The sequence below is a fragment of the Acerihabitans arboris genome (genome assembly GCF_010131535.1).
Lineage (GTDB): Bacteria > Pseudomonadota > Gammaproteobacteria > Enterobacterales > Enterobacteriaceae > Acerihabitans > Acerihabitans arboris.
Genome location: NZ_WUBS01000004.1, coordinates 67748 through 81550, shown reverse-complemented (window position 1 = coordinate 81550; position 13803 = coordinate 67748). Strand labels below are relative to the sequence as shown.

Sequence of the window (13803 nt, the reverse complement as noted above, 5' to 3'; positions counted from 1 at the left end):
CGGGAAGGGGCCGGGCGGCCTCTTCCCTGGGAGACGACATGCAGCTCAACGCATTACGCAAGACGGGATTAGGGTGTGTGATCCTGCTGCTGTTGACGGCCTGTGACGTGGTCGGCCTGGACAGCAGCGGCAAACCCATTATCCCCGCCGACCCTTCGGCCGGGCCGGACTATTCCAGCCAGACCCCGGCGCAGATCGCGCAGGCATTCTGGGTGCCGAAGATTCTGCCCGCCGCGCACGTCAACGCGCTGGACTGGGCCGCGCTCAAGCAGGCCCAGGGGCAGCTGAAAGGTACGGACGGCAAGAGCGTCTACACCAAATTTAGCGGCAAGGTAACCGCGGTGGATACCGACGGCCTGGAGCGTAAGCTCCAGCTAAGCGTCAACGGAGAGCCGCTTACGCTGCAATTGGGACCCATTATCAAAGGCAACGCCGTGCGCGACGCCGCCGGGTTTATCCGCTTTGAGGATTTTAAAAACCAGGTGCAGTTCGCCCAGGTGGCCAAGGCGCTGAACAAACAGGCGTTAAGCGGCCTGCCGGCGCTGGACGCAGGTTGGATCGGCCAGCCGGTGGACGTGCTGGCGGCGGTAACTTTACGCGCAGACGGCATCGACGACGCCGTGGCGCTGGAGATGACGCGGGGGACGACACAATGAGCGCGACACCGGACATCATCCTGCGCGCGCAGGGCATCAGCATGCTTTACCCCGGCACGCTGGCGCTGGATAACGTGGACTACAACGTTTATCGCGGCAAGGTGAATGTGATTATCGGCGAGAACGGCGCCGGCAAATCCACCCTGATGAACGTGCTGGCCGGGGTGCAGCAGCCCACCGCCGGCCGGATTGAGCTTGACGGTAAGCCCGTCGCCTTTGCCAATACGCGCGACGCGGCGGCGAAAGGCATCGGCATGGTGCACCAGGAGCTTAACCTGTCGGAAAACCTGAACGTGGCGGAGAATATTTTTCTCGGCCGCGAACACCAGAAGGGATTATGGCCTATCGACCAGGCCGGGCAGGAACGGATTGCCGCCGAGCTGATGGACCGACTGGACCAGCCCATCTCGCCGCGCGAACTGGTGGCCAACCTGAAGGTCGGCCAGCAGCAAATGGTGGAAATCGCCAAGGCGCTGGCGGAGCAGGCCGATATCCTGATCCTCGACGAGCCGACCTCGGCATTAAGCAAAACCGAGGTGAACGTGCTGTTCCGGGTGATCCGCGAACTGACGCGCCAGGGGGTGTCGGTCGTGTATATTTCGCACCGGCTGGAAGAGCTGATGGCCATCGGCGATTACATCACCATCCTGCGCGACGGACGTTTCCAGGCCGAGGCGGTGGTCAGCGAGATAGACGTGCCCTGGATCGTGCGCGAGATGCTCGGCGGTGACCCTGTCACCACATTTCTCAAACCGGGGCGCACCTTCGGCCTGCCGGTGTTGCAGGCCGATCACATCACCAGCGTCAACGATGCCGGCCATCCGGTGGTCAACGATGTATCGTTCAACGTGCGCGCCGGGGAAATCGTCGGCATCTATGGCCTGATGGGCGCCGGCCGTACCGAGCTGTTCGAATGCCTGCTCGGCACCGAGCGCAATTACCTGGGCAAGATCTGGCTGGGGGATTTGCCCGTCGCCACCGGCATGTCCACCGCCAACCGCATCAGGCTCGGCATGAGCCTGGTGCCGGAGGACCGGAAAAAGACGGGGATTTTCCCGGCCTCGTCGGTGGCGGTCAACCTGACCATCGCCAGCCTGTGGCGTCGGTTGCAGCACGGCTTCAGCATCATGCGCCTGGAGGAACAGCGGGCGGTGGCGACCACCATCGGCAACCTGTCGATCAAAGTCTCGTCGCCGGATGTGGAAATCCAGGCGTTAAGCGGCGGCAACCAGCAGAAGGTGGTGATCGGCCGATCGCTGCTGACCAACCCGAAGCTGCTGCTGCTGGACGAGCCCACCCGCGGCATCGACGTGGGCGCCAAGGCGGACGTGTTCGAGATGATGGTGGCGTTGTCGGAGCAGGGCATCGGCATTTTGTTTTCCACGTCGGACTTAAAAGAAATCATGGCGGTCTCCGACCGTATTCTGGTGATGTCGAACGGTACATTGACGGCCAATGTCGAGCGTCAATCGGCCCAGGAATCGGCATTGGTCACGGCGAGTGCAAAAGGGTTTTGATATGAAAGCAACCAACACCGCGACATTAGCGCCCCTGACGGGCACCCGGCGCTTTCGCTCGCGCGAAAATATGCTGCTAATGCTGCTAAAACTGCGCACCTTTATCGCGTTATTCCTGATCCTGGGATTCTTTACCGCGACGGTGCCGGGATTCCTCGAGACCGGCAGCATCATCATCATGATGAAACACATCTCGATCAACGCCTTTCTGGCGCTCGGCATTACCTTTGTCATCATTACCGCCGGCATCGACCTGTCCATCGGCGCCACCCTCGGCCTGTGCGGTATGTTCGCCGGCTGGATGCTGACCCAGGGCATCGTGCTGCCGATGTTCGGCGTCGCCATCTTCCCCAGCGTCTGGCTGATTATACCGGCGGTGCTGGTGCTGGGCGGGCTTATCGGCGCGATTAACGGCTGGATTATCACCCGCTATAACGTCGCGCCTTTTATCTGCACCCTCGGCACCATGTATATCGTGCGCGGGGCGGCGATGCTGCTGTCCAACGGCGAAACCTTCCCGGGCCTGGATGGCAATCCGCGCCTGGGCAATACCGGCTTCGACCTGATCGGCTCCGGCACGCTGTTCGGCGTACCCTACAGTATCTGGATGATGTTCGCGCTGGCGCTGATCGTTGCCTATATCGCCCGCCGCCTGCCGTTCGGCCGGCATGTGTATGCCATCGGCGATAACGAGCGCGCCGCCGAGCTGTCGGGCATCAAGGTCAAGCAGGTCAAGGTCTGGGTCTACACCATCTCCGGCCTGTGCGCCGCCGTGGCGGGGATCGTGGTGTCCTCGCAGCTGGTGGCCAGCCATCCGGCCACCGGCACCGCGTTTGAGATGAACGCCATCGCGGCGGTGGTGCTGGGCGGCACGTCCCTGGCCGGCGGGCGCGGCACCATCGTGGGCACCCTGATCGGCGCGTTTGTCATCGGCATCCTGGCCGACGGCCTGGTAATGATGGGCGTCAGCGAGTTCTGGCAGATGGTGATCAAAGGCATGGTGATCATCGTGGCGGTGATTATCGATCAGATGCAAAACCGGATGCAGCGCAAGGCGGCTATTGTGTCGCAGAAAATCATCAAAGAGGGCGCGCCGGAATAACGTCATATAGGCGCGGCAGGCTGATGGCGGTTTTTTTTGGCTTAAGCTGAATAAATATTCTTTTATGCGTAAAAATGCGAGCGCGGCGAGAAACTAACGAAAGAGAGGTATCGTCATGAATCCCTATACATTGTCCGTGGATGAACTGGTTACCAAGGCGCGTCAGATCCGCCGCCATATAGTAGCGTTGAATGCCGGCAGCCCGGCGGGAGGCCATACCGGCGCCGACCTTTCCGAGGTGGAAATCCTCACCGCGCTGTATTTCCGCGTGCTGAACTGCGCGCCGGACAGGCTCGACGACGCCGAGCGGGATATCTATATCCAGTCAAAAGGCCACGGCGTCGGCGGTTATTACTGCACGCTGGCCGAAGCCGGGTATTTCCCCAAGGAATGGCTGCCGACCTATCAGTATCCCAATTCCCATCTGCCAGGCCATCCGGTGCGCCATAAAACCCCGGGCATTGAATTAAATACCGGCGCGCTCGGCCACGGCCTGCCGGTGGCGGTGGGCATCGCCCTGGCGGCCAAGCGCGACAACAGCAGGAGAAGGGTCTTCGCGTTGACCGGCGACGGCGAGCTGGCCGAGGGCAGCAACTGGGAAGCCGCCCTGGTGTCCGCCCATTATGGCCTGGATAACCTGGTGATTATCAATGATAAAAACAAGCTGCAGCTGGCGGGGCTGACCTGCTCGATCATGAATACCGATCCCCTGGCGGATAAGTGGCTGGCGTTCGGCCTGAACGTTACCGAATGCGCCGGCAACGATATGCAATCGGTGGTGGACGCGCTGGAAAACCTGCCGGCCAACGGCAAGCCCAACGTGGTGATCGCCAATACCGAAAAAGGCGCGGGCATTTCTTTTACCCAGGGACGCGCCGAATGGCATCACCGCGTATTTAAAGGCGATGAAATCACACAGGCGTTGGAGGAATTAAAAGATGAGTAACGCAGAACATTTGGCAAGCGTCATGGTGGCGCAGTTTATCAAGGCGGTGGATAACGGCATGGATCTGGTGCCGGTGCTGGCGGATTCCACTTCCACGGCCAAGATCGGCCCGTTTATCGCGCGTTTCCCGGATCGCATCGTCAACGTCGGCATCGCCGAACAAACCATGGTCGGCACCGCGGTCGGGCTCTCCATCGGCGGCAAGATTGCCGTAACCTGCAACGCCGCGCCGTTCCTGATTTCGCGCGCCAATGAGCAGGTAAAAATCGATGTCTGCTACAACAACTGCAACGTAAAGCTGTTCGGCCTTAACGCCGGGGCCAGCTATGGGCCCCTGGCCAGTACCCATCACAGTATCGATGATATCGCGGTGCTGCGCGGCTTCGGCAATATCCAGATTTTCGCGCCGTCTTCCCCCGAGGAGTGCCGGCAGATTATTGATTATGCCCTGGCCTATGTGGGGCCGGTGTATATCCGTCTGGACGGTAAAGCGCTGCCCGCGCTGCATGACGCCGGCTATCGCTTTAAACCGGGCCAAATCGATGCGCTGCGCCGTGGCGGCGACGTGGCGCTGGTGGCCATGGGGTCGACGGTGCATGAAGCGGTGGACGCCGCCGGGCTGCTGGCGGAGCAGGGCGTTTCTGCTGCGGTCATCAACGTATCCTCGATCCGCCCGTGCGATACTCGCCAGCTCCTGGCACTGCTAAAAGAGAGTAAAAAGGTGATTACCCTTGAAGAGCACAATATCAACGGCGGCGTCGGCAGCCTGGTGGCCGAGGTGCTGGCCGAGGCGGGCTGCGCCATCCCGCTGGTGCGTTTGGGCATCGGCGACGGCGAGTACGCCATCGCGGCGGACCGGACGGCGATGCGCGCCCATCACGGGATCGACGCCGCGGGCGTGGTTCGCACCGCCCTGCGCGTCTGCCGGGGAGGCTGACCATGGCGATCCCCATTATCCTGGCGATTGACGAGGGAACCACCAATGCCAAGGCGATCGCCGTCGACCGGGAAGGCCGCATCCTGGCCAAGGCGGCGGTGCCGCTGTTGCTTAGCCATCCCCGGCCGGGCTGGGCCGAGCAGGACCCCATAGCGATATGGCAAGCGGTCTGCCGGGGCGTGGAGGACTGTCTGGCGCAGCTGCCCGACGCGCAGGTTACCGCGGTGGCCATCAGCAACCAGCGCGAATCGGTGATGATCTGGGAGCGCGCCACGGGGCTGCCCCTGACGCCGGTGGTCAGCTGGCAGTGCCGCCGTTCGCAGGATTTTTGCCGCGAACTGGCGCAAAGCGAGCAGGCAGCGCTGGTATACCAGCTTACCGGGCTGCCGATCGATCCGCTGTTTCCCGCCGCGAAAATCCGCGGCATGCTGGCCGCGTTGCCCGCGGGCGCCGAGCGCGCCGCCCGGGGTGAACTGTGCGTCGGCACGGTGGACTGCTGGCTGAACTGGCAGTTGACCGGCGGCCGCTCATTCAGTACCGATTACGCCAACGCCTCGCGCACCCAGTTATTTAATATCCGCGAGCACCGCTGGGACGAGCGGCTGCTGGCGGTCTTCTCGATCCCCGCCGCCTGCCTGCCCGAGATCAAACCCTCGGCGGCGGTGCACGGCCGCACCCGGGCCGGAGCGGTGCCCGGCCTGCCCGAAGGCATCCCCATCGCCGCCCTGATTGGCGATTCCCACGCCGCCCTCTACGGGCAGGGCGGCAGCCGGGCCGGCGATGTCAAGGCGACCTACGGCACGGGTTCATCCCTGATGCTGGCGGTGGATGAGATTGGCGCGCGGGGGCAGGGCCTGAGTTCCACCGTGGCCTGGCACGACGGCGAGGTGCGTTACGCGCTGGAGGGCAATATTACCCATACCGGCGCCGGGCTTGCCTGGGTGGCGCAGCTGCTCGGCGTGACGTCGCTGACGCGGTTGTCCGAGATGGCGTTAAGCCAGGCGGGCAACCAAGGGGTATTTTTTGTGCCGGCGCTGTCCGGGCTTGGCGCGCCCTACTGGGACAGCCGGGCGCGCGGCCTGATCTGCGGGCTGACCGACGCCGCCACGCCGGACGTGCTGGCGCGGGCCGGGCTGGAATCCATCGCCTACCAGATCGCCGATGTGTTTTTTGCCATGGAACGGGCCGCCGGGCGGCGGCTGCCGTCGCTGCGGGTTGACGGCGGCGCCACGCAAAACCGCTGGCTGATGCAGTTCCAGGCCGATCTATTGCAGCGCCCGCTGATCTGCAACCTGAACGCCGAGGTTTCCGCGCTGGGCGCGGCCTATCTGGCTGGCCGGACGCTGGGCTGGTGGCCGGACAATCAACATATCGCGGCGCTGCCGCGTGAAGTGGAATACATCGAACCGCGCGCCGAGACCGCGGAGATGCGTGACAACTATACCCTCTGGCAGGCGGCCGTTGCGCGCGCCCGTTATCAGCCGGAATAACCCTATCGGGAGTGAAGCAATGTCGAGAAAAATAGTAGAACAACTGACTTTTGCCGTGATCGTCGGCAACCGGGGATTTTTTCCCAGTTATCTGGTGACGGAGGCGCGTCGGGATGCGGCTGTGGTATTTGAGCGCCTGGGCATCAACATCATCTGGCTGAACGAGACCCAAAGCAAGCTGGGCGGGGTGGAAACCTGGCAGGACGCCAAGGCCTGCGCCGCGCTGTTTCACCAACGTCAGGACGAGATCCACGGCGTGGTGGTCCTGCTGCCCAATTTCGGCGATGAAAAAGCGGTGGCGGACGCCATCCGCCTGTCCGGCCTGAAGGTGCCGGTGCTGATCCAGGCCGAGCAGGACAGCCTGGATAAAATGGGGCTGGCCACCCGGCGCGACAGCTTTTGCGGCAAGATTTCCCTGTGCAACAACCTGCGTCAGTGCGGCATTCCGTTTACCCTGACGGCGCGTCACGTCTGCGCCGTCAACGGCGCGGCGTTCGAGCGGGACCTGCGGCAATTTACCCAGCTTTGCCGGCTGGTGCACGCCATGCAAGGCGTGCGCATCGGCGCTATCGGCGCCCGTCCGGCCGCGTTTAATACCGTGCGTTACAGCGAGAAGCTGCTGGAGCGGATGAACGTGTCGGTGGAGACGCTGGATCTGTCCGAGATCTTCACCCGCGTCGGCAACCTGAGCGATAACGACCTGCGGGTGGGCGAAAAACTGGCGCTGCTGAAGGATAACGCGGACGCCGGCGCCATTCCGGCGGAAAAACTCCATACCATGGCCAAGCTGTTCGTGGTGATAAGCGAGTGGGTCATGGCCAATGATATCGACACTACCGCCATCCAGTGCTGGACGTCGCTGCAGGAGAACCTTGGCATAAACGTGTGCTCGATCATGAGCGTGATGTCGGGACAGCTGATGCCCAGCGCCTGCGAAGTGGACGTGATGGGGGCGCTGTCGATGTACGCGCTGGCCAGCTGTTCGCTGTCGCCTGCCTCCATCGCCGACTGGAATAACAACTTCGGCGACGAGCAGGACAAATGCGTGCTGTTCCACTGCGGCAACTTCCCCAGCGAAAGCCTGGAAAGCCCGGCCATGGGCACGGCGGATATTATCGGCACCACCGTCGGCTGCGAAAACACCTGCGGCGCGGTGCACGGGCGCATGAAGGCGGGACCCCTGACCTACTTCCGGCTATCATCGGATGACTTTACCGGTAAGGTCAGGGCCTACGTGGGCGAGGGCCAGGTGGTGGACGATCCGCTCGACACCGTCGGCTGCCGCGCGGTGGTGCAGATCCCGGCCATGGAGCCGCTGCTGCGCCATATCTGCGAGCAGGGTTTCGAGCATCATGTGGCCATGAACCATTCGGCCACCGCGGCGGTGCTGCACGAAGCCTTTACCAAATACCTAGGCATCGATTGTTATTGGCATGCGCGTAGCTAAAGGCTCCATAAGGTTAGCAACCGGGCCGGGCAGGCATGCCCGGTTTAATCCGCCCTGAGTTATCACTTTGCCGCCAGCGGCGTTCAGGCAACGTCATAGCCAGACGGCAGATCCCAAACACGAATGCGACGACTGGATAACAAGCAAAGATAATCCGGCAAGCCGGTTATACCAGCCGCTCACCCACCAGGCGGTCGGTTATCAACACATCAATATACCGGCCTTCCAGCGCGCCTTTAATCGCGGCGACCTTTTCCTGGCCGCCGGCCAGCGCCACCACCCGGGAACATTCGCGCACCTGCGGCAGCGGCATGCCGATAACCGGATCTTCGTCATCCGCCAGCACCGCTTCGCCGCGGGCGTTAAAATAGTGCAGGCAGATATCGCCCACCGCGCCGCGCTCCGCCAGCAGGCGCAGCATTTTTTCGTGATAATAGTTGCCGGAGTTCATCAGCAACTGCGACGGCTCCAGGGCGCCGATGCCCACCAGAGCCACGTCCACTTCGCTGAATTTGGCCACCACGTCCGCCACCTCGCTGCTGTTGATAAGCCGCATGCGGTCCTCAACCGAGCGCTCGATGCTTTGCGCCGGCAGCAGGTAGGCCTTGCAGTTGAGCTGATCGGCCAGCAACTGGGTCAGCAGGGTAGCCTGCACATTGCCGTTGGGACCAACGCCTCCCAGCAGTTGAATCACGCCGCTGGCCTTGACCGCCAGCGGATGCAGGTTATCCACCATTTCACGCAGCGTGCTGCTCCAGGACGAAATGCCCACCAGATCGTCCGGCCGGATGCTGGTCTGCATATAATGCGCCGCGGCGGAACCAATGGCCTGCTTGATCTGCTGGGTCCCGGCGCCGTCGGGCACATCCACCACGATGGCCTGGTCGATGCCGTAGCGCTGCTGGATAGCCGACTCCAGGCCCATAAACATATTCGGCGGCTGCACCACGCTTATCTTCACCACCCCTTCCTTTAGACAGCGGGTAATGGCGCGCGAGACGAAGGATTGCGACAGATGCAGGGCGGCGGCGATATCCGCCTGTTTTTTATTTTCGGTATAATAGAGCGTCGCAATCTTTACCAATAAGCGCTGTTCATCTTGCCTGGACATGCGACGTTCCCCAACGGATCCCTTTCATACCCACATTTTTATGCATAACTGAATAAATAACAAGCCGCGCATGGCGTGATGGTTGGGTTTTCTCCCCGCTGCACCTATAGTCATTACACGGGCTTGTTGAAACGGGCCGGCGAAAACGGTTTCCGGGGCGGTGGGCTACAGATAATGCCGTTATGTTGTCTACAGCATTTCCTTCGTAACGCGGGAAATGCTAATTTATACCATCTTGGTGCCGGTTTATGGATGCGGCCCATCCGAATAACGCTGTTTGCGGGAAATAATGTGAAATATGTTCTGATATTTTTGCTGGTTCTGGTGATTTTTATCATTTCTTTCACCTTTGGAGCCCATAACGATCAGGTTGTTACCTTTAACTATCTACTGGCGCAGGGGCAATACCGGGTATCGACGTTACTGACGGTACTGTTTGCGATGGGGTTTATCCTCGGCTGGGTGATTTGCGGCCTGTTTTACCTGCGTGTGCGCCTCGCGCTGCTGCGCGCCGAGCGCAAAATCAAGCGTCTGGATCAGCAGCCCGCGCCATCTGGCAACGTTGACATTGTCACGACCGCACCCGTCGCCAGCAAGGAATAACCGGTTATGCTAGAACTGCTGTTTCTGTTGTTGCCCGTGGCCGCCGCGTATGGCTGGTACATGGGGCGCAGGAGCGCGCAGCAGGATAAGCAACAGGATGCCAACCGCTTGTCGCGTGAGTATGTCGCCGGGGTCAACTTCCTGCTGTCCAATCAGCAGGACAAGGCGGTGGACCTGTTCCTTGATATGCTTAAGGAAGACAGCAACGCCGTTGAGGCCCACCTGACGCTGGGCAACCTGTTCCGCTCGCGTGGGGAAGTGGATCGCGCGATCCGCATCCATCAGGCCCTGATGGAAAGCACCGCCCTGAGCTTTGAACAACGGCTGCTGGCCATCCAGCAGTTGGGGCGGGATTACATGGCGGCCGGGTTTTACGATCGCGCCGAAGAGATGTTCAACCAGCTTATCGACGAAGACGATTTTCGCACCGGCGCCTTGCAGCAACTGCTGCAAATCTACCAGGCGACCAGCGAGTGGACCAAAGCCATCGAAACGGCGGAGAAGCTGGTCAAGTTGGGCAAGGAGCATCGCCGGGTGGAAATCGCGCATTTTTATTGCGAACTTGCTCTGCAGTCCATGGGCAGCGACGATCTGGATAAGGCCATGACGCTGCTGAAAAAAGGGTCGGCGGCGGATAAAAACTGCTCGCGGGTGTCCATCATGATGGCGCGGATTTTCATGGCGCGGCAAGATTATCCGGCGGCGGTGACCGTATTGGAACGGGTGCTGGACCAGGATAAAGAGATGGTCAGCGAAACCCTGCCGATACTGCAGGCCTGCTATCAGCACCTCGATCAGCCGGCGGCCTGGGCCGGCTACCTGCGGCGTTGCGTCGAGCTGAACACCGGCGCGGCGGCGGAACTGATGCTGGCCGACGTCATCGAGCATGACGACGGCACCGAGGTGGCGCAGGGCTATATCAACCAGCAGCTCCGCCAGCATCCCACCATGCGCATGTTCCATCGGTTAATGGATTTCCACCTCAGCGAGGCGGAGGACGGCAGGGCCAAGGAGAGCCTGCAGGTACTGCGCGATATGGTCGGCGAGCAAATCCGCACCAAGCCCCGCTACCGCTGCGGCAAATGCGGTTTCACCTCCCACAGCTTGTACTGGCATTGCCCCTCCTGTAAATCCTGGGCTTCCATCAAGCCGATTCGTGGCCTCGACGAGCAATAAGCCTGCCTTGCCGGGCTAGGCATTTGCCGCGGCGGCAGGTAACATATCGTCAAGAATCAAGGCTGTCCGGATGAGGCATCATTAAAGGTTTTAGCCATGACAAGCAATCTATCAGCGACCCACGGGTCACGTTCCCCCTCGCCGGTTATCGTCGCGCTGGATTATGCCGACCGCGCGCTGGCGCTCTCGTTCGCCAACCGGGTATCCCCGCATGACTGCCGCCTGAAAATCGGTAAAGAGATGTTTACCCGGTTCGGCCCCGCGCTGGTACGGGAATTGCGGGATAAAGGCTTCGATATTTTTCTCGATCTCAAATTCCATGATATTCCCAATACCGTGGCCAAGGCGGTGGCGGCGGCGGCGGAGCTGGGCGTGTGGATGGTCAATGTCCACGCCAGCGGCGGCGAGCGGATGATGAGCGCGGCCAAAGCGGCGCTCATGCCTTATGGCGCGCAGGCGCCGCTGCTGATCGCCGTGACCGTCCTGACCAGCATGGATGACGGCGATCTGGCTGGCCTGGGCATTCCCTACAGCGCTTCGGAGTATGCCGGGCGCCTGGCGGCGCTGACGCAGCGCTGCGGCTTGGACGGCGTGGTGTGTTCCGCCCACGAGGCGGCGGCGTTCAAAGCCCGCTTCGGCCGGGAATTCAGCCTGGTGACGCCGGGCATCCGGCCGGAAGGCAGCGACGCGGGCGATCAGCGCCGTGTCATGACGCCGCTGCTGGCCCGGCGCGCCGGCGTGGATTATATGGTGATCGGTCGCCCGATTACCCAAGCCGCCGATCCGGGCGCCGCGCTGCAATCCATTTTAAACCAGTTGCAAACGGGAGAAGCCTGATGGACGACAACAGCCGGTTAGTCTATTCCACCCACGGCGGCCGTATCGACGAAAAGCCCCGGTCCGCCCAGCGTCCCGCCGGGGACGGTATCGTGCGCATCCAGCGCCAGACCAGCGGCAGGAAAGGCAAGGGAGTTTGCCTGATTACCGGTCTGGATATGGACGATGACGCCCTTGACCTGCTCGCCGCCGAACTGAAAAAAAAATGCGGTTGCGGCGGCTCGGTAAAACAGGGTGTCGTCGAGATCCAGGGGGACAAACGGGATTTGTTGAAACAACTGCTGGAAGCGAAAGGACTGAAGGTCAAACTGGCCGGGGGTTAAGCGTGGCCACTCCCCGTCCGGCAGCGTCCGGGCGCCGAGAGCGCCGGACCCGGCCCGCCAGGGAGTGGGTTAAACCATGATGAACCGATTAATGAACCTGATGGCCGATAATACCGCCGACCGCCGCGCCGCCGACCGTACCCAGGCCGCTGCCGTTGGTCAGCACCGCGCCACCCAGGGCGCCGGCGCCGGCGCCTATAGCGGTATTACGATCCCGCTTGGACCAATTCGAGCATGAACTCAGCGACAAGGCGAGGGTAACCGCTAACACCGCGGCGGCAATACGTTTTGTTGAACTGTTCGTCATCGTCAACTTCTCCATACCTAGCTATATAATAAGTATTTATTATAGTACCGACTCGGTTGTTTAGCTTGTTTTACAATAAAAAAATCGCTGAATGTTTCCTGCCCCGGCGTCGGGGCGGTTTCAACACGCTAAAACGGGTCGATAGCAGAAGACAACCGGATCTTTAGCCGTTTTGACCATACCGGTTGCCCGCGGGTGCCCGGACAATGTCCTTATGGAGTTTATGAGGACAACGCGATGCTGAACGAATTAAAAGAACAGGTACTGGCCGCCAACCTGGCCCTGCCGCGCCATCACCTGGTGACCTTTACCTGGGGGAATGTCAGCGCGGTCGACCGCGGGCGGGGACTGATGGTGATCAAGCCGTCCGGGGTCAGCTATGAGGATATGACCCGCGACGATATGGTGGTGGTTGAACTGGAAACCGGCCGCATTGTCGAGGGCGGCAAAAAACCGTCCTCGGATACCGATACCCACCGGGTGCTGTACCTGGAGTTCGCCGGCATCGGCGGCATTGTGCATACCCATTCCCGCCATGCCACCATTTGGGCGCAGGCTGGACTGGATATTCCCGCCTGGGGCACCACCCATGCCGATTATTTCTATGGCGCCATCCCCTGTACCCGGTTGATGACCGAGGCGGAAATCCAGGGGCGTTACGAATGGGAAACCGGCCGGGTGATTGTCGAGACCTTTAAAACGCGTGATATCGAGCCTGCCGCCATTCCCGCCGTGCTGGTGAACTCCCATGGTCCCTTTGCCTGGGGCAAGGACGCCGACACGGCGGTGCACAACGCGGTGGTATTGGAAGAGGTGGCCTATATGGGCATCTTCTCCCGCCAGCTAACGCCGCAACTGCCCGCCATGCAGCCGGAATTGCTGGATAAGCACTACCTGCGCAAACATGGCAAGAATGCGTATTACGGGCAATAATCCAGGCTTTAATCCACCCGCTCGGCCCTTGGCGATAAAATAACCAGCGGCAAAGCGGGTGTTATTTATTTGATGTATAAATTAATTAATATCATAATTATTGTTTAATATACGTTTATAACCCGCAATATTTTTCACTCCGGTCATATATTATCCTCAGGTTTCCGATCATTTGCCGTTGTTGCGCTTAACCGGCGTTAATTATCCGCGATACCCTGCCCGCCGTCCGTCTCCTGGCGGTAATGCCGACTGGCCCATGCGGGCCGCCATGCGGCGCCGGTGCGGCATGCGGCTATATTTAACTGGCCGACGGACAGAAATGTGATCCGCGTCTCATTTTGAAACCCTATATCCATTCAATTAAAATGATCTTCTTTTAAAAAAGAAACATTGTTTCATTTTATGCTCCAGATCACTG

At 60.8% G+C, this 13803-nt stretch carries 14 protein-coding genes; 12 read left to right on the top strand and 2 right to left on the bottom strand.

What is annotated here, in order from left to right:
- Nucleotides 1–38: 38 nt before the first annotated feature.
- The 7 genes from GRH90_RS06510 to GRH90_RS06480 all read left to right on the top strand — a co-directional run bounded on the left by GRH90_RS06510 (nt 39) and on the right by GRH90_RS06480 (nt 8095).
- Nucleotides 39–656, top strand: coding sequence for a DUF2291 family protein (locus GRH90_RS06510; protein ID WP_162365138.1), 618 nt, complete (start codon nt 39–41; stop codon nt 654–656).
- A complete protein-coding gene (locus GRH90_RS06505; RefSeq protein ID WP_162365137.1) occupies nt 653–2173 on the top strand; it encodes a sugar ABC transporter ATP-binding protein in 1521 nt (506 codons plus the stop codon). The genes GRH90_RS06510 and GRH90_RS06505 overlap by 4 nt, the downstream gene beginning before the upstream one ends.
- Nucleotide 2174: 1 nt before the next feature.
- The gene (locus GRH90_RS06500) at nt 2175–3275 is read left to right on the top strand and encodes an ABC transporter permease (RefSeq protein WP_162365136.1); all 1101 of its coding nucleotides are present in this window, start codon (nt 2175–2177) and stop codon (nt 3273–3275) included.
- A 115-nt stretch (nt 3276–3390) separates the two neighbouring features.
- Complete coding sequence (locus GRH90_RS06495) at nt 3391–4221, top strand: transketolase (RefSeq protein WP_162365135.1); 831 nt, start codon at nt 3391–3393, stop codon at nt 4219–4221.
- Nucleotides 4214–5158, top strand: a complete 945-nt coding sequence (locus GRH90_RS06490; RefSeq protein ID WP_162365134.1) for a transketolase family protein — start codon at nt 4214–4216, stop codon at nt 5156–5158. Before GRH90_RS06495 ends, GRH90_RS06490 begins: the two co-directional genes overlap by 8 nt.
- A 2-nt stretch (nt 5159–5160) precedes the next feature.
- The gene (locus tag GRH90_RS06485) at nt 5161–6648 is read left to right on the top strand and encodes an FGGY family carbohydrate kinase (protein WP_162365133.1); all 1488 of its coding nucleotides are present in this window, start codon (nt 5161–5163) and stop codon (nt 6646–6648) included.
- A 19-nt stretch (nt 6649–6667) separates the two neighbouring features.
- Nucleotides 6668–8095: an L-fucose/L-arabinose isomerase family protein gene (locus GRH90_RS06480; protein ID WP_162365132.1), complete on the top strand. Its 1428-nt coding sequence runs from the start codon at nt 6668–6670 to the stop codon at nt 8093–8095.
- A 166-nt stretch (nt 8096–8261) separates the two neighbouring features.
- Here GRH90_RS06480 and GRH90_RS06475 read toward each other — a convergent pair whose 3' ends face one another.
- Nucleotides 8262–9206: a sugar-binding transcriptional regulator gene (locus GRH90_RS06475; RefSeq protein WP_162365131.1), complete on the bottom strand. Its 945-nt coding sequence runs from the start codon at nt 9204–9206 to the stop codon at nt 8262–8264.
- A gap of 291 nt (nt 9207–9497) precedes the next feature.
- Between GRH90_RS06475 and GRH90_RS06470 the strand changes: the two genes are divergently transcribed.
- The 4 genes from GRH90_RS06470 (at nt 9498) to yciH (ending at nt 12145) form a co-directional block, all read left to right on the top strand.
- On the top strand, nt 9498–9809 hold the full coding sequence (locus tag GRH90_RS06470; protein WP_162365130.1) for a LapA family protein: 312 nt from the start codon (nt 9498–9500) through the stop codon (nt 9807–9809).
- A 6-nt stretch (nt 9810–9815) separates the two neighbouring features.
- Nucleotides 9816–10985: a lipopolysaccharide assembly protein LapB gene (gene lapB, locus GRH90_RS06465; RefSeq protein WP_162365129.1), complete on the top strand. Its 1170-nt coding sequence runs from the start codon at nt 9816–9818 to the stop codon at nt 10983–10985.
- A 96-nt stretch (nt 10986–11081) separates the two neighbouring features.
- Nucleotides 11082–11822 carry an orotidine-5'-phosphate decarboxylase gene (gene pyrF, locus GRH90_RS06460; RefSeq protein WP_162365128.1) on the top strand — a complete coding sequence of 247 codons (741 nt, stop codon included), beginning with the start codon at nt 11082–11084 and terminating at the stop codon, nt 11820–11822.
- A complete protein-coding gene (gene yciH, locus GRH90_RS06455; RefSeq protein WP_162365383.1) occupies nt 11819–12145 on the top strand; it encodes a stress response translation initiation inhibitor YciH in 327 nt (108 codons plus the stop codon). Before pyrF ends, yciH begins: the two co-directional genes overlap by 4 nt.
- Nucleotides 12146–12233: 88 nt before the next feature.
- Here the strand turns inward: yciH and osmB are convergent, their stop codons facing one another.
- A complete protein-coding gene (gene osmB, locus GRH90_RS06450) occupies nt 12234–12452 on the bottom strand; it encodes an osmotically-inducible lipoprotein OsmB (protein ID WP_162365127.1) in 219 nt (72 codons plus the stop codon).
- A gap of 237 nt (nt 12453–12689) precedes the next feature.
- Here osmB and araD point away from each other — a divergent pair, with 237 nt between their 5' ends.
- A complete protein-coding gene (araD, locus tag GRH90_RS06445) occupies nt 12690–13385 on the top strand; it encodes an L-ribulose-5-phosphate 4-epimerase (RefSeq protein WP_162365126.1) in 696 nt (231 codons plus the stop codon).
- Nucleotides 13386–13803: the final 418 nt, after the last annotated feature.